Genomic DNA, 26,728 nt, shown 5'->3' with positions numbered 1-26,728 from the left:
AGTTAGGCAAAACCGTTTTGTTGTAAAAATTCCATTGTCATGCTGGATTCAGGCGCTTCGTTTGAAGAACCATTCTGAGCAGATCCCTGAAGCAAGCGCTCCATATACCTTGCTAATACATCGACTTCCAAGTTTACTTTTCGGCCAACTTGAAAATCGTTGATCGTCGTTTCAGAAGACGTATGCGGCACAATCGTCAGTTTGAAGGCATTTTTGCGAAGCGCATTAACAGTGAGGCTAATGCCATCAACGGTAACCGACCCTTTTTCCGCAACATACTTACCTATCTCTTGAGGCATCTGAACCCAGAACTCAACCGATCTTCCGACCTGATTGCGCTCAACAATCTCACCAAGGCCATCCACATGCCCAGACACGATATGCCCGCCAAAACGAGTGGTTGGTAGCATGGCTTTTTCCAAATTCACTTTGTCACCCACTTGATATTGAGTGAATCCCGTTTTGTTCAACGTTTCCAGTGAAAGGTCGGCTGTATAGCTGTGATCGTTAAATTCAATAACCGTCAAACATACACCATTGGTGGCAATACTATCCCCTAAGTGAACGTCAGACATGTCTAACTTGCTAGCGTCAACCGTAACGCTAACATCTTCACCTTTGGGCGTAATCGCGGTTAGGGTTCCCACCGCTTCTATAATTCCTGTGAACATAATTTCTTCTACGTATTTTTTAGAATTTTGGCCGTGATACGAATATCTGAGCCTACCATGCGTACGTCTTTTATATCGAGTTCTATTGCCTCTACCATGGTGTTCAGACCCAAAATATGCACCAAGCCTCGACCATCACTCCCCATCAATTTAGGGGCTAGATAAACAATTAACTCGTCGACTAATTCTAGCTGAATCAAACTGGCGGCCAATGTCGCCCCTGCTTCTACCCATACTTTTTGCACTTGATGGATAGCAGACAGTTGTTTCAGTACAGCCGATAGATCAATATTGTTTTTCTTGTCCAGCGCAAAAAGTTCAGATTCTGGTGAAACGACTTCGACTTTACCGCCAGATTTGAACAACGCAAGGTCAGAATGGAGCTTCTTCTGCCGATCAAGAATGACACGCAAGGGTTGTCGAAGCTCACTTTCTGGGTACACAGACTGAATGGATGAGGGAAGCTCAGACCAACGAACGTTTAATGATGCATTATCATCAATAACGGTTTTGCTGGTCGATAACACTGCACATGCTTGCGCACGATAAAATTGCACGTCTTTCCTAGCTTTAGTGGAGGTTATCCACTTACTTTCGCCATTACTCAGCGCTGTTTGCCCGTCCAAGCTTGCGGCTAACTTCAACTGCACATAAGGTTTGCCTTTTTGCATACGCTGATTGAAATCGGTATTTAGGGAAATCGCTTCGGATTCCAAAACACCAACATCGACGTCAATGTCAGCATCTCTTAGCTTTTGGATGCCCCGTCCTGAGACCAAAGGGTTTGGATCTTGCGTCGCACAGACCACGCGAGCAATACCCGTTTTAATCAAAGCATCGACACATGGCGGGGTTTTACCTTGATGCGAGCAAGGTTCAAGAGTCACGTAGGCTGTCGCGCCGCTGGCATCTTTTCCTGCTTCTTTTAGCGCAATGACCTCTGCGTGCGCTTCGCCCGCTTTCCGGTGGTAGCCTTGCCCCACGATTTGATCGTTTTTGACAATCACACAGCCCACATTTGGATTAGGTGACGTTGTAAAACGCCCTTTCTTGGACAAAGCGATTGCCAACGCCATATAGTGGGCGTCTTGAAGGGGTAATGGCATTAATCTTCTAGCTTAGCGATTTCTTCGCCAAACTCTCTAATGTCTTCAAAACTGCGGTAAACCGACGCGAAACGAATGTACGCGACTTTGTCGAGGTCTTTGAGTTGATCCATAACAAGGTTACCGATCATTTCACTGGGTACCTCTCGCTCGCCCGTTGCACGAAGTTGAGACTTAATTGTACTTATCGCGAGCTCAATGGCATCGGCTGCTACAGGGCGTTTCTCAAGCGCTCTTTGAAATCCACCGACCATTTTATCTTCATTAAACGGTTCACGATTTCCGTTGGATTTAATGACCTTCGGCATGACAAGCTCTGCGCTTTCAAACGTAGTGAATCGCTCACTGCACGCCAAGCATTGGCGGCGGCGACGAACTTGATGCCCATCTGCAACCAGACGAGAATCAATGACTTTAGTGTCATTCTCTGAACAAAATGGACAATGCATATCACCTCCAAAAATTTGTCTTAGTCTACCGGAATATAAGGGGTTGAGAAAAGAAAAAAGGGCTCACAAGGAGCCCTTATCAACGCTTAATTGGCTTTTTTTGTTAACTACACGGCAATTTGTTAACTACGTGGCAAATAGTTGGCTTTGCCCACCCATTTGTAACTGGTTAATTCTTCTAACCCCATAGGACCACGAGCGTGGAGCTTCTGAGTTGAAACTGCCACTTCTGCACCTAAACCAAACTCTGCGCCATCGGTAAACCGTGTCGATGCGTTAACGTACACCGCAGCGGAATCAACCGAGTTAATAAAGCGCTCGGTATTCACCAAGTCGTTTGACATGATAGCATCGGAATGACTCGCGTTGTGGACACGCATGTGATGCACTGCTTCGTCCAGATCGCTGACCACTTTCACGCCGAGAGTAAAACTCAGCCATTCAGTATCAAAGTCTCCCTCTTTTGCATCTCTTAGGTTTTTCGCATCGGCCAAAAATGTTTTGGCTTTCGGTTCAGCAACAAAAGCGACTTTTCCCGCCATTTTCCCTACCAATTTAGATAAGAATTCCGCAGCAACCGCTTCATGCACAAGCAAAGTATCCAGAGCATTACAGGCCGAAGGGCGCTGAACTTTTGCATTTTCAACAACGTCCAGAGAGCGATCCAAATCGGCACTTTCATCTACGAATATATGGCTGATACCAAACCCACCAATAATCACTGGAATATTGCTGTTTTCCTTGCACATTTTATGCAAACCAGCACCACCTCGTGGAATGATCATATCGACGTATTGGTCGAGTTTGAGCAGCTGAGACACCAGCTCGCGATCAGGCTTTTCAATGTATTGAACCGATGCTGCCGGTAACTGTGCTTTTTCTAATGCGGATTGAATCACCTTGACCAGCTCCATGTTGGAAAAGAAGGTTTCTTTACCACCACGTAAAATACTAGCATTACCCGTTTTTACACATAGGGCAGCGATATCAATCGTGACATTCGGGCGAGCTTCGTATATCACACCGACCACACCTAGCGGCACACGACGTTTGGTCAGAAACATGCCATTTTCAAGCACTTTGCTATCTAGCTCACTACCGACAGGGTCAGTTAAACCAATCACATTACGCACATCGCCAGCAATGCCCGCCAACCTTTCTTTCGTCAGCAACAGTCGGTCGAGTAACGCTTCGGTTAAACCCGCTTCGCGACCTAGCTCTATATCTTTAGCATTTGCTTTAAGAATGACTTGTTCATTCGCTTCAAGCTCATCAGCAATAATGGCCAACGCTTGGTTCTTCTGAGCAGTTGATGCTGTTGCTAGGTAAAAAGCCGCGTCTTTCGCCGCTTTCCCCATATTGGTTAAATCCATGACTTTTCTCCTCAATTCTATTCTTGAATCACAACAAGATCGTCACGGTGTATGACTTCTGCACCGTACTCATAACCAAGAATCGCGCTGATATCTTTGCTGTGTTTTCCTATGATTTTTTCTAAGTCACCGCTTGAGTAACTGGTAATGCCTTTCGCAATAAGCTGACCTTTGGGTGTGGTGATACGCGCAACTTCACCTCGGGCAAACGAGCCGCTAACCTGCACTACCCCTTTGGCCAATAAACTGCTTCCTCTAGCAATCACGGCGTTAACTGCACCTTCATCGATAACAATATCGCCGGATGCTGCTGGCCCTGCTAGGATCCAACGCTTGCGATTTTCGAGTGATTCTTCTAACGGCAAGAAACGAGTGCCTTGCGGGTTGTCGCTTAAGGCATCAAAAATGACATTTTGGCCGCTGCCCGCAGCGATAATGACTTCTATACCTGCTCTTCTCGCAATATCGGCGGCTTGCAATTTGGTTGCCATACCGCCAGTACCTAATGTAGTTCCGCTGCCACCGGCGATATTTCGTAGTGTGTCGTCGATGGTTTTCACTTCTTTTATCAATTCAGCATTCGGGTCTTTACGAGGATCGGCGGTAAACAACCCAGGCTGATCGGTCAACAGCAATAATTTATCGGCACTGCATAAAATGCCAACAAGTGCTGAAAGATTGTCGTTATCACCGACTTTGATCTCTGACGTTGCCACGGCATCATTTTCGTTCACAATGGGAATGATGTCGTTTGCGACCAGCGCATTCACAGTATCTCTCGCATTAAGAAAACGCTCTCTGTCTTCAAGGTCGGCGCGAGTAAGTAACATTTGACCGATTTTCAAACCAAATAGATCAAACAACGATTCCCAGATTTGGATTAATCTGCTTTGCCCAACCGCCGCGAGCAGTTGCTTGCTCGACATGTTGTTGGGCAAGGTCGGATAGCCTAAATGTTGTCTGCCCGCTGCAATAGCACCAGATGAAACTAAAACAACAGCATGACCTTGCTTTTTAAGCTCTGCACACTGCCTTACAAGCTCAACCATGTGGGGTCGGTTGATCTCCAAAGTGCCGCCGGTGAGCACACTGGTTCCTAACTTTACAACGATGGTTTGAGTTTGGGAGGCTATCCCGTTTTTTTGATTCATTGTCATTGTCAATATGGTTAAAAACAAACTAAGAACAGATGTTGTAACAATGAAGTGAGGTTTTCACAAGAAGAAAAGGCGCAAAAATGCGCCTTTTTATGCACTTATACCTAAGTCACGGTAAGGTGCGGTGTTGAAACACGAGAATTAAGTGACTTCTACTGACTCTTTATGCAACTCGTAATCAATTTCAAATCGCTCTGAAAGTGCTTTTTTTAGTTTTTTATTAAAGTCTTCCATTGTTCTGGCAACTTCATCTTGAGCTTTCTTAGGAATCGCCTTTGATTCCCAGTTCCCTTCAACATTGTAGAGCCCCAAACTGTAGTTAGCGACATAACCTTCATCTTGCTTATCGAACTCTAACCACCACCCCCAAAACTCCCTTTCTTCCGGTGACTTTTTGTCACTAACGCAAACAGATAAGCAATCAAACAAGTAATGACCTTCCTGTGACTCCTTCTCTCGCAAGTAAGGACCAACGGCTTTTAATGCCGACAACAAACGAAAGTGTGTGGGATTCGCAGTGTTTTCAGTCATATTGAATCTCCATTTCAATTATTAGATTTATAAGAACTTAGATTTATAAGATACGTGCCTTAAGAAATTCAGTTTCAGCACCTATACCCGACAGCCATAAAGCGCAGGATTACATCTGTCGAACTTATTAATCATTGACTAAAATGGACCAAAAGTCATTATTTTAGTTCATCTTTTAGCCATTGAAGTGCTAATGAGAGAGATTCCTCATATCCTTTAGAAATTGACTTAGATGACACTTTCTTTGCTTTACCGCCATGGCTAAATATTGAGACCAATTTATTGTCTGAATAGGGAGAAATGGGATCCCCTTCTAATCCGAGAGCGAGGATAGGCACTTGAGTTCTTCGGCTTGTTAAAAACCCTTGTGTTTTAAGTGACCAGGCGCGCATTTGAGCTGCCAAGCTGTGTACGTCGACGATTTCTTTACCCAAACGAGATGAAAGCATATCCAAGTACATCTTCGGCATTTGTAGCAGCTTGTCTGTAGACGACAAAACATCGTGAATAGGCGCCCCCAAAGCAACACATGCTTTTATTCTATCTTGTTCTAAAAAGCTCAAGCGAATCGCTGCATTTCCACCAAAACGGAAGCCAAGCAACCCAACTTTATAGTGATCCACCCACGGAACACGAGGCAACTCATCGAGAATGGCTTTGTGAAGGCAGCTTGAATCTTCCGTAAGATCCCAATGGCTACTGTGACCTATTGACGGCATATCTAACGTAAGCATGGCTATTTCATTTGGCGCTAGGTAGTCTTTGAACAATCGCCACATGTCCGATTGCAAGCTATCGAGCCCTGCACTGACAATCACAACAGGTAACTGCCTTTCGGTGTGCGGAAGGTGTAAATTCGCTTTTATCTTTTTCTTACCAAAAGGCACTTCGATTTTTTTGGTAACAAGAGAACTGTGCTCCATCGCCAAATCATAGGCTTTGTGCACCAAAACCTGAGCCTGAATGGAAAGGCTGTCCCCTTTTATATGTGGGTAACCCGCTATGCTAAAACACAAGCTGGCTTTGAAGTAGGCATCACTCGCTTCATCCCCCTTTAGTTCCGCTGCTTTTTTCTGATTCAGCATCCCTTGATGAATCCACTCATACGTCCAGTTACCAGAGTGGTAACCCATTACCGTATCTAACCATTCATCATGAGTCCGGGAATGAGTGGAGGAAGCGATTCTTGAAAGTACTTCCTCCATCTCTAACGGCTCGATCCCTTGCCATATCCACTGCATTCGTCTTAACGTTCGATACCAAGATTCACCTTGCTCTTCTCGTTGCTTTTCCAGGTAGCTCTCGTTACTTGGCATGTAGCGGACAAGTGCAGAAGTTTCTCTCGCTTGGCGATGATTTTGAAACAGTTCTTCTGAAAGGTTTTTGCTGATTTGCTCTTCAGGCATGGACATAAGGCAAGGATCTTATTCAGTGTTATATAAGGGGTTTCTGCCCCTAATAGTAATAAAAAAAATGACCCTATACAGGGTCATTTTGAAAATTTGAGTGTTTACCTAAGCATTTACTATAGGAGAAGCCTTTATTTGTTGATTGGATTGACGAATGTCAACGCCATATCCCATGGTTGTTCAATCCAAGTATCTTGCTGAATATCAACAACATAATCATCAACCAAATCGATACCAGCAGGTTTAGCACAAACGGTAATCAACTTCGCTTTTGGATACATTTCACGGATTTGGCGAGCTGTATCACCACTGTCTGCCAAATCGTCAACAATCAGAAAACCTTCACCATCACCTTCTGGCGCCTTTAAAACGGACATGTCGCGCTGGTGATCATGGTCGTAACTAGAAATACAAACCGTGTCAACGTAGCGAATACCCAGTTCACGAGCCAGAATAGCGGCTGGAACCAAACCACCACGGCTCACGCCAATGATGCCTTTCCATTGCTCTGCAGGCATTTGACGCTCAGCAAGCTGACGGCAGTACATCTGCATGTTGTCCCAGGTGATGATAAATTTATTACTCATAGTTGTTATAACCTGTATCGGCTTTGTCTTAGCCTGCGCTAAGAACGAATTTAATGGTGAAAATGGCTGCCATAACCCAAACACTTAGAGACACGTCTTGCGCTTTACCACTCAACGCTTTGATCGCAGCATAGGCAATAAAACCTAAAGCAATACCATCAGCGATGGAGAATGTTAGCGGCATCAGAAGACACGTCACAACAACAGGAGCCGCTTCAGTTAGATCGCGCCAGTCGATACTAACCAAGCCAGAGAGCATCAGGATTGCAACATAAAATAATGCACCTGCTGTCGCATAAGCGGGGATCATTCCAGCTAATGGCGAGAAGAATAAAGCAAGTAGGAATAAAATGCCAACGACAACCGCAGTCAAACCAGTTCGACCACCCGCAGCAACGCCAGAAACACTTTCAATGTAAGACGTAGTGTTCGATGTACCCAGAACAGCACCAACAGAGGTTGCGGTTGAATCCGCGAGTAGCGCTCGATTCAAACGAGGAATCTTGCCATCTTTTTGAATAAGATCGGCTTTTTGTGCAACCCCAACCAAGGTACCTGCAGTGTCAAATAAATCGACAAATAGGAAAGCAAAGACGACGGAAATCATACCGATTTCAAATACAGCAGAAAAATCCAATTGCATAAAGGTTGGAGCAATGCTTGGCGGCAGAGAAACAACTCCGCCCCATGCGACATCACCGAATGCTAGCCCAAGACCAGTGATCGCTAAAATGGCAATCATAACCGCACCTTTCACGCCTTTGTGAACCAATGCAATAGTCAGAAAGAAACCAAGCGAAGCAAGTGCTGCTGGAAGAGAAGTGATTTGACCTAAAGATACAAACGTTGCTGGGTTATCAACAACAATGCCAGCATTTTTCAGACCGATAAAAGCCAAAAACAAACCAATACCTGCCGAGATACCCGTTCGTAACGACATAGGTATAGAGTTGATGATCCATTCGCGGATTTTAAAGATACTCAGCAATATGAAGAGAATACCAGATACGAAAACAGCCGCTAATGCCACCTGCCAAGTATGACCCATTCCCAATACAACAGAATAAGTAAAGAAAGCGTTCAATCCCATACCTGGTGCTTGAGCGATTGGGTAGTTTGCTACTAAGCCCATAATGAAACACCCAACTGCCGCCGCTAAACATGTTGCAACGAAAACGGCGCCACGATCCATTCCGGTATCAGATAAAATCGCTGGGTTAACAAAAATGATGTAAGCCATGGTAAGAAAAGTGGTTAACCCGGCAATGATTTCGGTGCGCACACTGGTATTGTGTTCACTCAGTTTAAATAGCCTTTCGAGCATAATCGAATCCCTAAAAGATGTGTAAAATAAACGTTTGCGTAATCGATTGGCGCGAATTATAAAGATATCAAATATCAAATTCTAGTTAGAATTAAAACTCTCGATTATCCGTACAATTATTGAAGGCCAGCCATGCTACCTTTCCCATGCATATCAATTACTTAGTCCTTATAAACGTTTCTATACCAAATTGGCATAGAGCTCATCATTGTAGGTTGAAAATTGAGCACATAGTTAGACAAGGAACACATTTCCCAGAAATTTGCGATTGGTAGTGTTTAAAAATGGAAGGGTTATGAAATTGCAGGCTTATGTTGGGTAAAAGTCACAGAGTGAACATTTTTTGAACATAAAAAAACGCCACTCAACTTGAGTGGCGGTAGAATCTTGTTATCCCGACAGCAAAAACAGGGATGGTAAATTAATTCCAATTTTAGGGGTGAACAATTCGTTCAGTCTTGCATTCGGTTATGACTAGTAACCAAAGCTGGTTGGGTATGCGAAGTTACCAGTGTATATAGATGGTACATTCCAGAACATCGCAGACGGTAAACCTTTCATAGCTATCACCTTTAAATCAATTAAACACAATTTGATTCTCAGTTCCTTGGAGGCGATAAACGGACTCATCCTTTGAGCATTTTCTCTTCATTGCTGAAGTTGGTTGCTAATATACCATCAAGAAAAATAATTACAACATTTAAAATGATCTATATCACACAAACCTATAGTAATTGCGCCACATCAAAACATTAATGTAATTTAATTACAAAAATATCAAATAATGACATTTTTTAAATGAAACCAATTTAATAGTTGCTATCCACGTTCGATAAGACTAGCAGAAGTATTCCCGATCTGTTTTTTACACCGCCAACTATTTGTTACGCACTTGCTAAAGGCTAGGTTCAGAATTACTACGTAAATCTGAATTGGAAATGGTATTCTTAGCGTATCGTCACAGCATTGTTCAGGATGAAATACGGTCATTAGCATAACTGATGCGATATCTGGTTAGTTATCATAAATCCTCAAGAAATATCATCCTGTCAGTCTAACAAAACAATAAAGGAGTTTTCCGTGTCTGAGTTCCATTCTGAAATCAGCCAGTTGTCCCCAGCAAAACTTTGGCAGTTCTTCGATAAAATTTGCTCTATTCCTCACCCTTCAAAACATGAGGAAGAACTTGCTCAATACATTATTAATTGGGCAACAGAGCAAGGCTTAGATGTACGCCGCGATCCCACTGGTAATGTGTTTATCAAAAAACCTGCCACACCGGGAATGGAAAATAAGAAAGGCGTGGTGCTTCAAGCACACATCGATATGGTTCCTCAAAAAAATGAAGACACGGACCATGACTTCACAAAAGATCCTATCCAACCTTACATTGATGGTGAATGGGTTACAGCAAAAGGCACAACACTAGGTTCAGATAACGGTATTGGTATGGCTTCTTGCTTAGCTGTACTTGCCTCTGACGACATTAAACATGGTCCCGTTCAAGTTTTACTGACGGTTGATGAAGAAGCGGGCATGACCGGTGCATTCGGTTTGGAAGCTGGATGGCTGGAAGGCGACATTCTTCTCAATACAGATTCTGAGCAGGAAGGTGAAGTATACATGGGTTGCGCTGGCGGTATTGATGGTGCAATGACATTCAATATCCAACGCGAAGATGTACCAAAAGGTTACGTGACTCGCGTGCTCACTCTAAAGGGCTTAAAAGGTGGGCATTCCGGTTGTGACATTCACACGGGCCGCGGTAACGCGAACAAGTTATTTGCTCGTTTTCTTGCCGGTCATGCTCAGGAACTCGATCTTCGTCTTATCGATTTTCGTGGTGGCAGTCTTCGTAATGCCATTCCAAGAGAAGCGTTTGCTACCGTTGCAGTTCCTTCTGAGAATCAAGACAAGCTAGCAGAACTTTTCAATGCTTACACAGAACTGCTCTCTGCAGAATTAGGCAAAATTGAAACAAGTATCGTCTCTTTCAATGAAGAAGCAGAGAACACAGGAAAAGTATTCGCTCAAGCCGATCAATTCCGTTTTGTTTCCGCTTTAAACGCCGCGCCAAATGGTGTTATTCGTATGAGTGATGAAATCGAGGGTGTGGTTGAAACATCTTTGAATGTTGGTGTTATCACAACAGAAGATGACAAGGTAACTGTGCTGTGTTTGATTCGCTCTTTGATCGACTCAGGTCGAGAGCAAGTTGAAAGCACGCTTCGCTCTATCGCAGAATTGGCAGGGGCAGATTTATCTTTCTCTGGAGCTTATCCAGGTTGGAAGCCAGATGCAGATTCAGAAATCATGGCTATCTTCCGTGAGATGTATGAAGGCATCTACGGACATAAACCGAACATCATGGTTATTCACGCTGGATTAGAATGTGGTTTATTCAAAGAACCTTACCCTGAAATGGATATGGTTTCTTTCGGACCAACAATCAAATTCCCTCACTCTCCAGATGAGAAAGTGAAAATTGATACTGTTGCTCTGTATTGGGAGCAAATGGTAGCACTACTGGAAGCCATTCCAGAAAAGCAATAACCTCTAGAAAAAGCAAAGGCTGGCAATGTGCCAGCCTTTTTTGTTCATAATCGAAAAGTAAATTACTCTTCGTCAGCGATTCTATTCTTTTCTTCCGCTGCTTTTTTCGCTTTTTCTGCAGCAATCTTTTCTGCCAAAACCAATGCAGCAGCTTCGCGTTCGCTTCGCTTTTCAGCTTTACGATCATTGCGCTTAGCTTGATTTTGTACAAACTCAGCCAGCGTTTTTTCCGCCCACTCGTTTGCTAAAACTTCAGACTCAAAACCTGTTTCGCGTTTCGACACAACAGTACGACGCGATGTAACTTGGCGAGTGATTTCTGCTGTCCAACCATTGCGCTTCTCAGACACACGGATAGCAAATTTTCTGTTTTTCGACATTTCTGTATTCCTAGGGATTTCAGTAAAGGGATTCAGCCATCCCTTGGCAAGCGCGGTATTATACCCAAAGCTAGAAACTTTGCTCGTAATTTTTACGCTCATGCAGCCGCACAAAAAACCGCCAGAGCTTTCACTCTGGCGGTTTCGGAAAACTGAGAATCAGTTGCTAGCGAAAACTCAATTAACCGACATTCTTACGCGCATTTTGGAACATACGCATCCAAGCACCATTCTCACCCCAACCTTCTGGAGACCAAGAGTTTGCAACCGTACGGAATACACGCTCTGGGTGAGGCATCATAATCGTTACACGACCATCTGATGTTGTTAGACCCGTAATTGCATTTGGCGAACCATTCGGGTTGTTCGGGTATTGCTGCGTTTGGTTACCGTTGTTATCAACGTAACGCAATGCGACCGTACCTGAATTTTCAATAGCATTTAGGTGTTCACCGCCGCGAACTTCAACACGACCTTCGCCATGAGAAACCGCGATTGGCATACGAGAGCCTTCCATACCATCGAAGAAAACAGAATCGGACTTCTGTACTTCAACTAGGCTAAAGCGCGCTTCAAAACGCTCAGATTCGTTACGAACAAAGCGAGGCCATAAATCCGCACCTGGAATCAGTTCTTTCAAGTTGGAAAGCATCTGACAACCGTTACACACACCTAAAGAGAACGTATCTTCGCGCTTAAAGAAGCCTTCGAATTGGCTGCGCGCCTCTTCGTTGAACAAGATTGACTTAGCCCAACCTTCACCAGCACCCAAGACATCACCGTAAGAGAAACCACCACAAGCGACTAAGCCGTTGTATTCTTCCAACACGGCTTGTCCTGTTAGGATATCGCTCATGTGAATATCAGTTGCTTCAAAACCAGCACGATCGAACGCTGCAGCCATTTCAACGTGAGAGTTCACACCTTGCTCACGTAGAATTGCCATTTTAGGTTTAGCGCCTATGTTTATCATGGAAGACCGAGCAATGTATGGCGCCGCGATGTCTTCATTCACGTCGTAGCTTAGGTTAACGTTCAGACCTGGGTCCGAGTTGTCTTTCTTCGCTTCGAATTCTTGGTCAGCACACGCTGGGTTATCACGTAAACCTTGCATCTTGTGCGTGGTTTCAGCCCAGATAGTGCGTAGTTCTGTACGTGAACGCTCAAGCACAATCGCATCGCCAGAAGTAATGACGAAGTTATCTGAATCTTCAACGCTACCGATAACGTGAGAACATGTTTCCAAACCATTTGCAGCCAGAGTAGAAAGTACCGCATCCAAATCGTCGTTCTTAACCTGAACCACGGCACCTAACTCTTCGTTGAATAGTGCAGCGAGAGTATCTTCACCCAACTCCGCGATGTTAGCGCGTACGCCACAGTGACCTGCGAACGCCATTTCTGCTAGGGTGACAAATAGACCGCCGTCGCCTTTATCGTGGTAAGCCAGCAGTTTATCTTCACGAACCAATGTTTGCATGGCATCGAAGAAGCCTTTTAGCTGCTCTGCGTTATCTACGTCAGCTGGTTTGTCACCTAGCTGCTTATAAACCTGTGCTAGCGCTGTCGCACCTAAACGGTTTTTGCCATTACCTAGGTCAACCAGTACTAGCGATGACTCACCTTTGTCAGTCAGTAACTGAGGGGTCACGGTCTTGCGAACGTCTTCCACGCGACCAAATGCCGTGATAACCAATGACAGTGGCGAAGTCACTTCTTTGTCTTCACCATTTTCATTCCACTTGGTTTTCATCGACATGGAGTCTTTACCAACAGGAATGGTTAGACCCAGCGCCGGACAAAGTTCCTCGCCCACCGCTTTAACGGCTTCGTACAAACCTGCGTCTTCACCTGGGTGACCCGCTGGAGACATCCAGTTTGCCGATAGCTTAATATGTTTAATGTCGCCGATATCTGTCGCAGCAATGTTAGTCAAAGACTCACCTACTGCCAAGCGAGCCGACGCACCGAAGTCTAGCAATGCAACTGGTGTACGCTCACCCATCGACATCGCTTCGCCGTGGTAAGAATCGTAGCTCGCCGCCGTTACTGCACAGTTCGCCACAGGAACCTGCCAAGGTCCTACCATTTGGTCACGAGCAACCAAACCGGTTACTGAGCGGTCACCAATGGTAATAAGGAATGTTTTCTCAGCAACGGTTGGTAAACGAAGAACGCGATCCGCCGCTTCGTTTAGTTCGATACCTTCACGGCTAATAGCAGAACTTTCCACTTTCAGCGTTTTCGCATCACGGTGCATCTTCGGCGTTTTGCCAAGCAGAATGTCCATTGGCATATCGATTGGCGTATTGTCGAAGTGAGAATCTTCAAGTGTTAAGTGACGTTCTTCTGTTGCCACACCCACGACAGCGTAAGGCGCACGTTCACGCTTACAAATCGCTTCAAATGCTGCCATGTTTTCTGGCGCAACTGCCATAACATAACGCTCTTGAGATTCGTTACACCAGATCTCTAGTGGGCTCATGCTCAATTCATCATTTGGCACATCACGTAGCTGGAATTTACCGCCACGCTCACCATCATCACAAAGTTCAGGAAGCGCGTTTGAAATACCACCCGCACCAACATCGTGGATGAATGCGATTGGGTTATCGTCACCCAACTGCCAGCAACGGTCGATCACTTCCTGACAACGACGTTCCATTTCAGGGTTTTCACGCTGAACAGAAGCAAAGTCAAGGTCTTCAGCAGATTGACCAGAAGCCATTGAAGAGGCTGCACCACCACCAAGACCGATGTTCATAGCCGGGCCGCCAAGTACAATTAGGCTAGCACCAACAGGAATTTCTTTTTTCTGAACATGCTCGTCACGAATGTTACCCATACCACCAGCAATCATGATTGGCTTATGGTAACCACGAACTTCTTCACCCGCGTGGGACGTCACTTTTTCTTCGTAAGTACGGAAGTAACCCAATAGGTTGGGACGACCAAATTCGTTGTTAAACGCCGCGCCACCAAGTGGGCCTTCTAGCATAATGTCTAGTGCGTTAACGATACGACCAGGTTTACCAAAATCAGTTTCCCAAGGTTGCTCGTAACTAGGGATACGAAGGTTAGATGTTGTAAAACCAACCAAACCCGCTTTTGGCTTGCCGCCGATACCGGTTGCACCTTCGTCACGGATTTCACCACCGGAACCAGTAGAAGCACCAGGCCAAGGTGAAATAGCTGTTGGGTGGTTGTGCGTTTCAACCTTCATCAAGATGTGTGCATCTTCGTGATGGTAGTTGTATTGGCGAGATTCTGGATCTGGGAAGAAACGGCCCACTTTAGAACCCGTCATTACCGCTGCGTTATCTTTGTAAGCAGACAAAACGTGGTCCGGAGTCGTTTCAAATGTATTCTTGATCATTTTGAACAGAGACTTATCTTGGTCAACGCCATCGATAGTCCAGTCTGCATTAAAGATCTTGTGACGACAGTGCTCAGAGTTCGCTTGAGCAAACATCATCAGTTCGATGTCGTTCGGGTTACGATCAAGCTTGGTGAAGTTTTCTACCAAGTAGTCAATTTCGTCTTCAGCAAGAGCAAGACCCAGAGATACGTTTGCCTCTTCAAGTGCACCGCGACCGCCCGCTAAGATATCAACGTCGGCTACTGGTGCTGGCTCTGCTACTGTAAACAAGGCCGATGCAGCATCCAGATCCGTGAATACTGATTCCATCATACGATCGTGGATCAGTGCTTTAACGGCTTGAGTTTGCTCTTCAGACAGAGTTTCAGATGATTCAATGTAGTAAGCCGTACCACGCTCCAGACGTTTTACTTTGTCTAGACCACAGTTAACAGCGATATCGGTGGATTTAGAAGACCACGGAGAAATCGTACCCGGACGTGGAGTCGCGAGAAGTAGAAGACCTTCAGGCTCGTGCTCTTCGATCGTCGGACCGTAAGTCAGCAGTTTTTCTAGTTTGCCTAATTCAGATGCATCTAGATCTGCTGTTAGGTCAGCAAAGTGCATAAACTCAGCGTAAATACCTGTTACTGGCAGGCTTTGCTCACGACAAAGTTCAAGTAATTTGTTAACACGAAACTCAGAAAGAGCTGGGGAGCCACGCAAAATTCTCATGTGCTTAGGTCTCTTATGCAGTTAGTTAAGATGATATTGCAATAAATTCAAAGAGTTATAATTAACCCTGAAACCTATACCAATTTCACCTCGCATTTGCGGGCGTATTATAGAGGAAAAATTCTGTGACGTAACCACAAATAGCAACCGTTTGCGCCTTTTTTTAACACTTCAATTAATTGGGTCGCCATTAAACGAAGCTACGTGCTAGAAACCGAGTGTCTTGAGACCAATTAAAGACAAGACCTGTTGCATTTCTCCGTCTGCCATCTCGCGCTTTTTTATTCTTTTTTTTATTGCTGCTTTGCCCTAGTGACCTGCTTTGATATAAAGAGAGCTGAATTTCAGTGTGAGTAAACTGCTTTGAGTATTATTTCCCCACTAGTCTGGCTAAGAAGATTCGTTTATATCTCTATGATAAGCGTTGTGTTATCTGGCTGTCAGATAGAATCCAACCCAAAAAGTGAACTCGAAAAGATTAAGGAAAGAGGCACGCTAAGAGTCGGAACACTGAATAATCAGCTTTCTTACTATATTGGTCCTGATGGTCCTACTGGCTTAGATTTTGAGCTCGCCAAGCGATTTGCTGATGAGCTTGGAGTCAATTTGGAAATGAAACCAGCCTACCGCTTATCGGAATTGTTTCCAGCGCTCGATCGTGGCGAAATTGACATGATTGCGGCGGGATTAAGTCAGACTCCCGATCGCCTTAAGCATTTTCGCGCCGGACCGGCTTACTATTATGTATCTCAGCAGGTGGTGTATAAAAAAGGCTCATGGCGACCACGAAACGTCGATCAACTGGTTAAAAAACAAATCCCTATCATCGTTGTAAAAGATTCACACTTTGAACGCACATTAAAAACGCTCCAACAAGAAAAACCGGGGCTCGTTTATCGCGATGAAGAAGACGCTGACGTCAACGATCTACTACAGAAAGTATCAAAGGGAGAATTGGCGCTCACCATGGCCGATTCGGTTGAGCTTTCTTTATCTCAGCGTTTGTACCCTTCACTGGCGTTAGCATTTGAGCTAACAGAAGATCAGCCCATCTCTTGGTATATGCGTCGCAGCGACGATGAAAGCCTCTACGCACTGCTCATCGAATTCTTCGGGCTTCTTAAACAATCTGGCGATTTGGCTCGATTGGAAGAAAAATACTTCGGTCACGTTGAAAGCTTCGATTATGTGGATACAAGAGCGTTCATTCGCGCATTAGACAGCAAACTGCCTAAATGGGAAGCACTATTCAAGAAACACTCTAACGAATTCGACTGGCGCCTAATTGCAGCGCTGGGCTATCAAGAATCACATTGGAACCCACTCGCCAAATCGCCAACTGGGGTAAGAGGAATGATGATGCTTACCTTGCCAACGGCAAAAAGTGTTGGCGTGAAGAATCGTCTCGATCCTGAACAATCCGTACGAGGTGGCGTGGAATACCTAAGACGTATCGTCGATCGCGTGCCCGACTCTATTTCCGAGCATGAGAAGATTTGGTTTGCTCTCGCTTCTTATAATGTGGGTTACGGCCACATGATGGATGCCCGAAGACTCACCAAACGCCAAGGCGGCGATCCAGATTCTTGGGCAGATGTGAAAGACAGGTTGCCACTACTGCGGAAAAAAGAGTTTTATAGCAAAACGCGCTATGGCTACGCTCGCGGGGATGAAGCGAGAAACTATGTTGAAAACATTCGCCGTTACTACCAATCGATTATTGGTCACATAGATAAGCAGCGTATCGCAAACGAAGAGATCAACATTGACGATCTTCAAGTTATTGATATCCCACTATCCTCTGCTCAACCTACTGTTTCAGGAGCAGACGCTTCGGGTGCAAAAGGAACGTCAGGGACGGATTCTAGCGAACAGCAAAACAAACCGTCAGAAGAGAAAGAGAGCGAAAAGCCAAAAGAAGATAAGAAATAGAGTCTATCTTTGACGCAATTCGCTTTTCGACCGCTCACCGAGATGCAGATAAACCAATACTCAAGCGAGCTTAAGAGGCTTGGGTATTGAATTCCTTTTAATTCTACCAAGGCCCGAATGCATTCCGAGTAGTAATGTTTCTTTTCTCAACGATTAGAACGCTGAGCCCTCTTTACACAGGGCTTTCTGGTGAAATGTCACACTACTTGAAAAACCAGCCAATCGCCCTTACATTAAACAGTGATGACAATCTTTGCTGTCACGTCATCAACTCGTAACAATCGAAGCTTATAACTTGGTTTTGCTATGAAGAAACCTTAGGTTTCGCGGTAAAAGAAAACTCACTGTTCATCAAAGATGTCGCTTTTAACAAAGATAATAGAAGCATGACTAGTCAAAAGAAAAGCTAGTACTGATGAAAGGAGTGTTGGGCGGTGCCAGAAAAAAATAACAGCACCGTTATTGTTAGCTTGGTAGAGGAGAGAAGATATGTTCTCCAAAAGAAAGTCGTCTAAGCGACTGCTACAAAAAGCTGTTTCATCCAATCGTCGTAAGCGCATGCTTGCCAATAACAAGAAAAAAGTTATTTGGCGTAGCAAAGCTTTTGCTCTTTGCTTAGAGCCTTGATACGGAAGACACAGTTGTTTCTAAACGGCAAACATCAATCCTGATGTTTGCCATCAGATTTCCCTTCTTTTAACGCTTTCTTTTCTTTCCTGCGACGTTTAAAAAAGCTTTGTAACTGCTCTCTGCACTCTTGCTCAAGTAACCCTGATTCTATCGTCGCGTAGTGATACGACGCTTGGCTTTCAAACAGATTCAATACTGTACCCGCCGCCCCCGCTTTTAGATCTGGCGCGCCATAAACCACTCTCTTTACTCGGCTATGAAGCAGCGCCCCCGCGCACATGGGGCATGGCTCTAACGTGACGTATAGGGTGGTATCAAGCAATCGGTAGTTTTCCAGTTCGCTACCCGCTTTGCGCAGAGCTTGCACTTCGGCGTGTGCCGTTGCGTCATGTTGCCCTATTGAACGGTTCCAGCCTTCGGCAATCACATCACCATCTTTTACCAATACTGCGCCGACGGGCACTTCACCTTCCAATTCGGCTTGGTGAGCAAGCTCGATAGCTCGTCGCATGAAATGTTCATCTTGTTCACTAAATGACACGTTTTCTCTCTAGGCTCGTTTAAATTGCAATGATTCTTCGAATGGAATGCGCGGATTATATACTCAAGCTACCTCAAGATGCAGCTTGAGTATAATAAGCCTGGATGTTCGCATGCGAGTTTAATAAATAGACATTCGGTCAGCCAGAAAATCAATCAGTAAACGAACCTTAGAGGATAAATACCGATTGTTAGGATACAGCGCCCAGATCCCCTCTTTGGTATCACGAAAATCGGTAAGCAACTCGACTAGCTCTCCGGTTGCCATATAGGGGTGAACGTAATAATCGGGTAATTGAACGATGCCAATCCCTTTGAGCGCCGAATCAATCAATACGCGCCCGCTGTCGCATTTCATCCGACCTTCAACGGAAAGCTGCCTCTTATGACCGTTTTCAATGAATCGCCAGTAGGGATGATTTCCTATCAAACATTGATGCTGGGAGAGCTCCAATAAAGATCGAGGTTCGCCAAATTTTTCTAAGTAGGCTGGGCTCGCGCACACATGCATTTGCCGCGCCCCTAGCCGCTTGGCGATGTATGTGGAATCACCTAAGTGCCCGAGGCGAATAGCCAAATCGAAACCATGCTCCAACATGTCTAACTTTTGATTAGAAAGATGAAAGTCCAGTTCCACTTCAGGGTACTCGACTAAAAACTCATTCAGCAAAGGGGCAAGCATTTGCTCCCCATATGTCACAGGTGCCGTTAGCTTGATTTTTCCTTTAAGCGTCGTTTGAAGCTCTGTCACTGCCTCTTCCGCAAACTCAAGACCATCCACTAAGTGCCGGCAATGCTGATAATACACTTTCCCTGCATCAGTCAATGTCACCCTACGCGTGGTTCTTAGGAACAGTTTTACCGCCAAACGCTGTTCTAAACGCGCAATTTTTCGGCTCACTTGTGCGACTGAGGTTGATAATTTTTGAGCTGAAAGTGTAAAACTCTCTTGCTCCGCCACAGCGACAAACTCTGTGACCCCTTCCCATTGGTCCATTCTGAGTGCCTCAACACAAATTTGATTATTACAAATATGTAATAGTAAATTTCATTTTACCCAGATTATCAATTCAAATAAATTAATTAAAATCTCCCCATACCTCGCCAACTCACTCTGATAAGTTAGGATGTTCTCTTAGTTGGGATATTCTCTAGTCAGCCTATTGGCGACCATCGTGATTACTTAAGGGTACAAACATGTCTGAACAATTTATTAAATCTCGTGCAGCGGTAGCGTGGGGACCAAATCAACCACTCTCTATTGAAGAAGTTGATGTCATGCTTCCGAAAGCGGGTGAAGTTCTGGTTAAGATTGTTGCTTCTGGTGTTTGCCACACCGATGCATTTACTTTGTCAGGCGACGATCCTGAAGGCATTTTTCCCTCGATATTGGGTCACGAAGGCGGCGGTATTGTTGAAATGGTTGGGGAGGGCGTCACCAGCGTTGAAGTCGGTGATCACGTCATTCCTCTTTACACCGCAGAGTGTGGCGAATGTAAGTTCTGTACTTCAGGAAAAACGAACTTGTGCCAAGCAGTTCGGGAAACTCAGGGCAAAGGTTTGATGCCTGATGGCACTACCCGTTTTTATAAAGACGGTGAGCCTATATACCACTATATGGGTTGCTCAACTTTCTCTGAATACACGGTGTTACCAGAGATTTCATTGGCGAAAGTAAACCAAAACGCCCCTCTTGAAGAAGTATGTTTGCTGGGTTGTGGTGTGACAACTGGAATGGGCGCGGTGCTCAACACAGCTAAAGTACAAAAAGGCGATACCGTTGCTATCTTTGGACTAGGCGGAATCGGTTTATCCGCGATCATTGGTGCCACAATGGCTGGGGCAAGCCGCATCATTGGTGTTGATATCAATGAAAGTAAGTTTGACCTCGCCAAGCAGCTTGGCGCGACAGATTGCATTAACCCACAACATTATGACAAGCCCATTCAAGAAGTGATTGTGGAGATGACGGATGGTGGTGTCGATTTCTCATTCGAATGTATTGGAAACGTCAACGTTATGCGCTCTGCACTTGAATGCTGTCATAAAGGTTGGGGAGAATCTGTCATTATTGGTGTAGCAGGCGCAGGGCAAGAGATCTCAACTCGCCCATTCCAATTGGTGACGGGTCGAGTATGGCGTGGTAGCGCATTTGGTGGTGTGAAAGGTCGCTCAGAATTACCGGGTATTGTAGAGCGATATATGGATGGTGAGTTTGGTCTACAAGAATTCATCACGCACACTATGGGGCTGGATGGCATCAACGACGCTTTTGACCTCATGCATAAAGGCGAAAGCATACGCTCTGTTGTCCATTTCGATAAATAGGGTCTGTCTGTTGACCCTAATCAACCTTCAACTTAACAGAGCGGTTTTCCGCTCTGTTTCCTATCGGGAAGCTCCTATTCATGGCTATTACTGAAATCAGTGCCGCAAAAGTCCATGGTGGCTGGCACAAACAATTTACCCATCAGTCCAACACTGTGCATTGTGAAATGCGATTCGCCATTTTTTTACCCTCGCAAGCCGAGTCTGAGCCAGTACCAGTACTCTACTGGTTATCTGGGCTGACATGCACTGACGAAAATTTCATGCAAAAAGCCGCTGCATTTCGTAAAGCCGCTGAACTTGGCATTGCTATTGTCGCACCAGATACCAGCCCGAGAGGTGAAAGCGTACCTGACGACTCAGAAGGAGCATACGATTTTGGTTTAGGTGCAGGTTTTTACCTTAATGCGACACAAGAACCTTGGAGCACTCACTACCACATGTACGATTATGTGGTGAAAGAACTTTCAGCACTCATTGAAGCCAATTTCCCAGTCAACACCAAAAAGTCCATTTCAGGTCACAGCATGGGTGGACACGGCGCACTCAGCATTGGTTTGAAGCACCCAGACCTTTACCGTTCTGTTTCCGCATTCAGCCCTATTACCAACCCCATGAATTGTCCTTGGGGTATTAAAGCATTCAGCCTGTATTTAGGAGAAGATAAAGCCAGCTGGTCGCGCTACGACAGCTGTGAATTACTTAAAGCAGCAGATAGCGTGCCGCCAATATTGGTTGATCAAGGGAGCGCTGATTCTTTCCTTGAAGAACAGCTAAAACCAGACATGTTTCAAAGCGTTGCTAAACAGCACGACAATATTGTCTTTAGAATGCAAGATGGCTACGACCACAGCTATTTCTTCATACAAAGCTTCATAGAGGATCACTTAGTGTTTCATGCACGCTACCTCAAATAGTGTTTATCAAAAACAAGAAACCCAGCATAATTGCTGGGTTTCTTTTGTTTAAAGCGTTGTACCAAATTACAAAGTGTCGCTTCTAAATTTACATCGTATACGTGTAAGGCGCTTGAATACCTAAAGGTATTCCTAATGCCCAATACGCCAGTAAGAAGATTGTCCAACCGATCAACATCGCGATGGAAAACGGCATCATTAGAGAAGCCAAAGTGCCAATACCCGTTGATTTAACGTAACGTTGGCAGTAAACCACGACAAGTGGGAAGAACACCATAAGCGGTGAAATGATGTTGGATACGGAATCACCGACGCGATACGCCGCCTGAGAAAGCTCAGGAGAAATTCCGACCGCCATTAGCATCGGTACTAGAATTGGACCAATTAACGCCCATTTCGCAGATGCAGACCCAACCAGCAAGTTTACAAATGCCGTAAGGAGAATCATACCTACGATGGTCGCTTGCCCTGGTAGTTCAAGAGCCTTAAGCCCTTCTGCACCATAAAGTGCAAGCATAGTACCAATGTTTGATTGACCAAACGCCGACAGGAATTGCGCACAAAAGAATGACATGACAATGTAAGCACCCATCGTCGCCATAGTGTCGGACATGGCTTTAATCACATCGTTACTGCTCTTGAACGTGCCAGCCACACGACCATAAACAATACCGGGAATAATAAATAGAATGAAAATCAGCGGTACGATAGATTTCATTACTGGTGCAGAGAACGCCGTTAACTCCCCATCAGGTGAGCGCAGTGCTGAGTCTTCCGGAATAAGTGCGACAACCAGCAAAGCAATACCTGCCAACATCGCCCAACCAGCATAACGAAAGGCTTTGGATTCAATAGCCGAAAACGATCCCAAATCGGGTGCTTCTTCCGCATCTTCATCAACCGGAGTATTGGCGAGACGAGGTTCAATGATTTTCTCGGTCACATACCAGCCAATCGCAACAATGATGACAGAGGAGATTCCAGTGAAGAAAATATTTGCCAGCGGGTTCACAACATAACTTTCATCCAATACCTGTGCTGCTGTTTGGGTGAAGCCAGCCAATAGAGGATCGATGCCAGATGGAATAAAGTTAGCCGAGAAGCCACCAGAAACACCCGCAAATGCCGCCGCAATACCGGCAAGAGGATGACGACCAGCAGCATGGAAGATAATACCCCCCAACGGAATCACGAGCACATAACCCGCATCGGCTGCGGTATGTGACACAATCGCCACCAAAATAAGCATTGGTGTTAAAAGTTTCGCCGGCGTGAAGTTCAGCATTTTCTTCAAGCCAGTGGTAATGAAGCCAGAAGAGTCAGCGACACCTACCCCGAGCATTGCCACTAACACAATCCCCAAAGGTGCAAAGCTAGTGAACGTCGTCACCATATTCGCAAGGAAACTAGCGAGTGCTTCACCGGTGAGCAGGTTGTTTATTTCCAGTGCTTCACCAGTACGCGGGTTCATCAGATCAAAGGAAACATTAGAAAGTAATGCCGACGATACCCAAACGATCACTAGAGCCCAAAAAAACAAGATTGCTGGATCGGGGATCTTGTTACCAGCACGTTCGATAAAATTTAAAAATCGGTCCATTCCCGACGGTTGGGATGGTGGAGCCTGCTTAACAGCTTGGTTACTCATGGGTAACTCCATATGTCAGATGTTGTTTTCAACGAGCTATTCATTTAGTTATATATCGCTCATTTCTCGACTAACTATTCTATTAGAACACCAATATAAAAGCACAAAAAACCAGACCATTTCATAATCTCAGACAATTATTTTTAATTTATTTACAAACAAACAACAAACCATAATCAACCTTGCAACTAGCACAAAATAAAAGCGCTACAGGAAAGTTAATTCTCCTGTAGCGCCGTTATGTTTAAGAGTGGATTATTTATATGATGAATTTTTGTACTACGGTCTAAAAGCTCTAATCAAACTCGTTATAGCTGGACACCATGGTTTTGAGCGACACTTTTTGATTCGCATTGAGCCGATTTTTCCACTCACCTTCTACTGTGATAATTTTCACCGCAGACGAAATGGAACCAGTAGGTTGCGATACCGTCCATGTCAGTGTGTAGCCACCGCTTTTTACTTCTGTACCCGACTGGATACTATCAAAAGTTATGGTGCCATTAGCGCCGCTCACCGATCGCTGACGAAAATACTCCAGCTTTGACTCGGCTAAATACAACGCTTCTAAGCTGCGCATCGCATGTTCAGATTTGTGTTCCATGAAGGTTTGTAACTTCACAAGCCCAAGTACACCAACACCAAATATTAGAAAAGCAATCATCACTTCAATCAGGCTAAAACCTTGGTGTTTTTTAGAAATCATTCCAAGATCCTTTTGCCCAAGTTAGCTTTCGAATTTTTGAAAGAGGCGTAGTTAGGTTGTCTTGGTTATAAAGAAAATTCATACTGCTGTTGAACATGGCAATTTTCCCTGGTGCATCCATAATATACCCTCCAGTAGGGACAAAAGCTCCCGTTTGGTAATAAATGACATCTTCCAACCCAAACGGAGTTGCTGCAGGATTAGCAATTATTGGCATATTAGCGTTCGCCGCAGTGGTTGCCCATTCCGAAGCTGTTGGCTGGTAGTTAGTATTGAAGTGATAAAACATGCCCGGAAATGTGTACGTTGCGAGAGTAGAAAAGAGACCATTCTCAATTACAATAACAGCGCTATTAACATTAGGAGAATTCGAGAATGCCGTTGATATAGCGGTAAAATCAGTCGTTCCTAGCTCACAGGATCCCGTATACCAGATCAATGATTTTCCATTTGAAATACCTTCTGAAATAGTGTTGCCACAACTCTCTCCACCATCCTTTTTATGAAAAAGTGGATCGTTCTTAATAGTTAGCCATTCATCTCTGGGAACACCAAAAATGTCTTTAAATAAATCACCTATATCTGTTTTATGTTCAATATCACTTTCAGTTGCGCCTTCCACCCAATACTTCATTGCGCCGCCGTTAACATTTGAATAGCTAGCGGTTGAATAATTACTGTCACAGCTCTGCCCTGAAGGGAAGGTGGAATATGGCTTGTTGTTGTCATCAAACCCCATATTTGCAACGGACGTGTTCTCGTAAGGTGAATACAGTCCGAGAGTTCCTTGAAATTGAACAATTTTACAATTCCAATCACCGTTAGATCTTCGCTTACCAGGATCTGGGGTAAACGTGTAACTTCCTCTAAAAACAAGGTCTGATGTGCTTCTTATTGCTCCTTGAGAGTTAGAAGAAAGGAAGTTTATTTCTTTCTTCAGTCGCGTATATCCGGACTTCGATACTAGCACTGACGAATTGCTGACATCCTCTGTCAGTGAGCTTAGTGAGATATCACTGCAATCAGACAATAGATTGTTGGGAATTGAATTCAAACCTCTAACTTTTATGCTGGCAAACCCACACTCTAGTCCCCCCTCTGCGACCCAATGGTCTTGGCGGCTTTTTACTTCGTTTTGAGCACGTTTAATTTGGAAGAAAACCTGTTTATATGACCCCATAACTAAAATCAGCGCAGCTAACAAGATAAAGCTTGTTATCGTCAGCGTAATATAGCCTTCAGAACGTCGGATCATTTCCAGTTCCTTTGTTTAAACGATGTATTAAGAGTGACTGAGTCCGTCGAGCTTTTAAGGGATCCAGTCATAGAAAGGGTTATAAATGCTGAACTTACCGATGAACCGAGTGGTGTCGATGTCACCGTAAAGTCAGTAATTTTCACTTGGTTTTCATCCAGCATTTTGAAATACCGATTACAAGATGCTTGCGTGCTAATCGCAGCAGACTGCTTTGTGCATATTTTAACGTTATTGTCTTCATGCTTGAGGAATACGTGCTCGTACTTATCGCTTTTATTCAGATACACGTAGCCCAACGAATTGGGTGTTGTTACGTAAACATCGTCCGCTCCAGACACGATAGCCGCGGTATTTTCACTGCCATTGTATCCCGCCCTGAGCGCATCTTCTTTTATGTACTTAAGGGTATCCGACATGCTTTGCAGAACTAATAGGTCAAGAGAACGTTGAGTTGCCGATTTTTGCGCCGTCAGATAAACAGACCCAACTGAAATGATCGCGAGCATACTCAGCCCAGAAGCTATCATTAACTCAACCAATGACGCGCCTAACTGACGCGATGAGCTAACACTCTTTGAAGCCATGAGTATTCCCTCTACTGCCACACACTTTCACTCGACCATTGGTAAAATGAGTAATCACCGAACCGCTATCGGACATATTTTCTTTGTAACTGAAATTAAAAGTGCCACCTTGAATTCGACCGTTCACGCCTTCCACTTTAAACGGAGAGCCATGGTTACTGTTGAAGTGGATACTTTTAAAAGGTGAGCCAGATACAGATTGAACTAAAGCGCCCGAAGCCGTATTCGTTTCACGTAGCTCAATGGACCAGTCTCCATTTTTGGAAGCTCCGGAAATGGTTACATGAACCCAAAGGTCTTTGTTTTTCATCACCGCTTCCGACCGCGCCTCAACTAAAAAGGCCTGAATCTCATTGGATAGACGAGTTATTCGATTGCCATCTGTCACTGATTTATAGCTTGGAGCAAATGCACCAAGCAAAATGGACAATAAAGCCAGAGTGATCAAAAGCTCAATGAGTGTAAAGCCGCGAGCCATATTCCAAATTCCTCTGAAACTTTATTTATGTACCTAAATTCGCTTGCGGAGATGCTAGCACCAACGAAGAATAG

Annotated in this window: 22 protein-coding genes; 4 read left to right on the top strand and 18 right to left on the bottom strand. The window is 44.7% G+C overall.

All coding sequences use genetic code 11. The annotated features are described in order from the left end of the window. Positions 1-2 precede the first annotated feature (2 nt). The 9 genes from VPNCDNU1_RS19915 to VPNCDNU1_RS19875 all read right to left on the bottom strand — a co-directional run bounded on the left by VPNCDNU1_RS19915 (position 3) and on the right by VPNCDNU1_RS19875 (position 8,607). Complete coding sequence (locus VPNCDNU1_RS19915; protein WP_104401950.1) at positions 3-671, bottom strand: riboflavin synthase; 669 nt, start codon at positions 669-671, stop codon at positions 3-5. Positions 672-679: 8 nt separating this feature from the next. Then, positions 680-1,777 (bottom strand): bifunctional diaminohydroxyphosphoribosylaminopyrimidine deaminase/5-amino-6-(5-phosphoribosylamino)uracil reductase RibD, encoded by a 1,098-nt coding sequence (gene ribD, locus VPNCDNU1_RS19910; RefSeq protein ID WP_237324180.1) that lies wholly within the window; start codon positions 1,775-1,777, stop codon positions 680-682. Then, complete coding sequence (gene nrdR / locus VPNCDNU1_RS19905; protein ID WP_101110677.1) at positions 1,777-2,226, bottom strand: transcriptional regulator NrdR; 450 nt, start codon at positions 2,224-2,226, stop codon at positions 1,777-1,779. The genes ribD and nrdR overlap by 1 nt, the downstream gene beginning before the upstream one ends. A 122-nt stretch (positions 2,227-2,348) precedes the next feature. Next, positions 2,349-3,599, bottom strand: a complete 1,251-nt coding sequence (locus VPNCDNU1_RS19900; protein WP_104401949.1) for a glutamate-5-semialdehyde dehydrogenase — start codon at positions 3,597-3,599, stop codon at positions 2,349-2,351. 17 nt (positions 3,600-3,616) lie between these two features. After that, complete coding sequence (gene proB, locus VPNCDNU1_RS19895) at positions 3,617-4,756, bottom strand: glutamate 5-kinase (RefSeq protein ID WP_104401948.1); 1,140 nt, start codon at positions 4,754-4,756, stop codon at positions 3,617-3,619. Between the two features lie 141 nt (positions 4,757-4,897). Next, positions 4,898-5,287 carry a sigma factor-binding protein Crl gene (crl, locus tag VPNCDNU1_RS19890; RefSeq protein ID WP_104401947.1) on the bottom strand — a complete coding sequence of 130 codons (390 nt, stop codon included), beginning with the start codon at positions 5,285-5,287 and terminating at the stop codon, positions 4,898-4,900. A 158-nt stretch (positions 5,288-5,445) separates the two neighbouring features. Then, positions 5,446-6,693, bottom strand: coding sequence for an esterase FrsA (frsA, locus tag VPNCDNU1_RS19885; protein ID WP_167404846.1), 1,248 nt, complete (start codon positions 6,691-6,693; stop codon positions 5,446-5,448). Positions 6,694-6,827: 134 nt separating this feature from the next. Next, positions 6,828-7,283: a xanthine phosphoribosyltransferase gene (gene gpt / locus VPNCDNU1_RS19880; RefSeq protein WP_104401945.1), complete on the bottom strand. Its 456-nt coding sequence runs from the start codon at positions 7,281-7,283 to the stop codon at positions 6,828-6,830. A gap of 28 nt (positions 7,284-7,311) precedes the next feature. Further along, positions 7,312-8,607: an NCS2 family permease gene (locus VPNCDNU1_RS19875; protein ID WP_104401944.1), complete on the bottom strand. Its 1,296-nt coding sequence runs from the start codon at positions 8,605-8,607 to the stop codon at positions 7,312-7,314. 1,080 nt (positions 8,608-9,687) lie between these two features. Here VPNCDNU1_RS19875 and VPNCDNU1_RS19870 point away from each other — a divergent pair. After that, positions 9,688-11,160, top strand: coding sequence for an aminoacyl-histidine dipeptidase (locus VPNCDNU1_RS19870; protein ID WP_104401943.1), 1,473 nt, complete (start codon positions 9,688-9,690; stop codon positions 11,158-11,160). Positions 11,161-11,222: 62 nt separating this feature from the next. Here VPNCDNU1_RS19870 and VPNCDNU1_RS19865 read toward each other — a convergent pair whose 3' ends face one another. Both VPNCDNU1_RS19865 and purL read right to left on the bottom strand, forming a co-directional pair. Further along, positions 11,223-11,540 carry a DUF3622 domain-containing protein gene (locus tag VPNCDNU1_RS19865; protein ID WP_104401942.1) on the bottom strand — a complete coding sequence of 106 codons (318 nt, stop codon included), beginning with the start codon at positions 11,538-11,540 and terminating at the stop codon, positions 11,223-11,225. Positions 11,541-11,721: 181 nt separating this feature from the next. Then, positions 11,722-15,633, bottom strand: a complete 3,912-nt coding sequence (purL, locus tag VPNCDNU1_RS19860) for a phosphoribosylformylglycinamidine synthase (protein ID WP_104401941.1) — start codon at positions 15,631-15,633, stop codon at positions 11,722-11,724. 414 nt (positions 15,634-16,047) lie between these two features. Here purL and mltF point away from each other — a divergent pair, with 414 nt between their 5' ends. After that, complete coding sequence (gene mltF, locus VPNCDNU1_RS19855) at positions 16,048-17,565, top strand: membrane-bound lytic murein transglycosylase MltF (RefSeq protein ID WP_237324179.1); 1,518 nt, start codon at positions 16,048-16,050, stop codon at positions 17,563-17,565. A 661-nt stretch (positions 17,566-18,226) separates the two neighbouring features. Here mltF and tadA read toward each other — a convergent pair. Continuing rightward, a complete protein-coding gene (gene tadA / locus VPNCDNU1_RS19850) occupies positions 18,227-18,736 on the bottom strand; it encodes a tRNA adenosine(34) deaminase TadA (protein WP_104401939.1) in 510 nt (169 codons plus the stop codon). A 120-nt stretch (positions 18,737-18,856) separates the two neighbouring features. After that, positions 18,857-19,732 (bottom strand): LysR substrate-binding domain-containing protein, encoded by an 876-nt coding sequence (locus tag VPNCDNU1_RS19845; protein ID WP_104401938.1) that lies wholly within the window; start codon positions 19,730-19,732, stop codon positions 18,857-18,859. A 200-nt stretch (positions 19,733-19,932) separates the two neighbouring features. On the opposite strand from VPNCDNU1_RS19845, the gene VPNCDNU1_RS19840 reads away from it, so the two are divergent. Beyond that, positions 19,933-21,063 carry an S-(hydroxymethyl)glutathione dehydrogenase/class III alcohol dehydrogenase gene (locus tag VPNCDNU1_RS19840; RefSeq protein ID WP_104401937.1) on the top strand — a complete coding sequence of 377 codons (1,131 nt, stop codon included), beginning with the start codon at positions 19,933-19,935 and terminating at the stop codon, positions 21,061-21,063. Between the two features lie 80 nt (positions 21,064-21,143). Beyond that, positions 21,144-21,980 (top strand): S-formylglutathione hydrolase, encoded by an 837-nt coding sequence (gene fghA / locus VPNCDNU1_RS19835; RefSeq protein ID WP_104401936.1) that lies wholly within the window; start codon positions 21,144-21,146, stop codon positions 21,978-21,980. An 88-nt stretch (positions 21,981-22,068) separates the two neighbouring features. On the opposite strand, the gene VPNCDNU1_RS19830 is transcribed toward fghA, so the two are convergent. From VPNCDNU1_RS19830 to VPNCDNU1_RS19810, 5 genes are all read right to left on the bottom strand, one after another. Beyond that, a complete protein-coding gene (locus VPNCDNU1_RS19830; RefSeq protein WP_101110690.1) occupies positions 22,069-23,628 on the bottom strand; it encodes an AbgT family transporter in 1,560 nt (519 codons plus the stop codon). 295 nt (positions 23,629-23,923) lie between these two features. Continuing rightward, positions 23,924-24,334: a type IV pilus modification PilV family protein gene (locus tag VPNCDNU1_RS19825; protein WP_104401935.1), complete on the bottom strand. Its 411-nt coding sequence runs from the start codon at positions 24,332-24,334 to the stop codon at positions 23,924-23,926. Further along, positions 24,324-25,589 carry a hypothetical protein gene (locus tag VPNCDNU1_RS19820; RefSeq protein WP_104401934.1) on the bottom strand — a complete coding sequence of 422 codons (1,266 nt, stop codon included), beginning with the start codon at positions 25,587-25,589 and terminating at the stop codon, positions 24,324-24,326. The genes VPNCDNU1_RS19825 and VPNCDNU1_RS19820 overlap by 11 nt, the downstream gene beginning before the upstream one ends. Further along, entirely contained in the window at positions 25,586-26,176 is a 591-nt protein-coding gene (locus VPNCDNU1_RS19815) for a PilW family protein (RefSeq protein ID WP_104401933.1), read from the bottom strand. Before VPNCDNU1_RS19815 ends, VPNCDNU1_RS19820 begins: the two co-directional genes overlap by 4 nt. Then, complete coding sequence (locus tag VPNCDNU1_RS19810; protein ID WP_104401932.1) at positions 26,157-26,654, bottom strand: GspH/FimT family pseudopilin; 498 nt, start codon at positions 26,652-26,654, stop codon at positions 26,157-26,159. Before VPNCDNU1_RS19810 ends, VPNCDNU1_RS19815 begins: the two co-directional genes overlap by 20 nt. Positions 26,655-26,728 lie beyond the last annotated feature (74 nt).

Source organism: Vibrio penaeicida, assembly GCF_002933855.1.
GTDB lineage: Bacteria > Pseudomonadota > Gammaproteobacteria > Enterobacterales > Vibrionaceae > Vibrio > Vibrio penaeicida_A.
The sequence above is the reverse complement of the archived record's forward strand: the minus strand, read 5'-3'. Positions and strand labels throughout refer to the sequence as shown.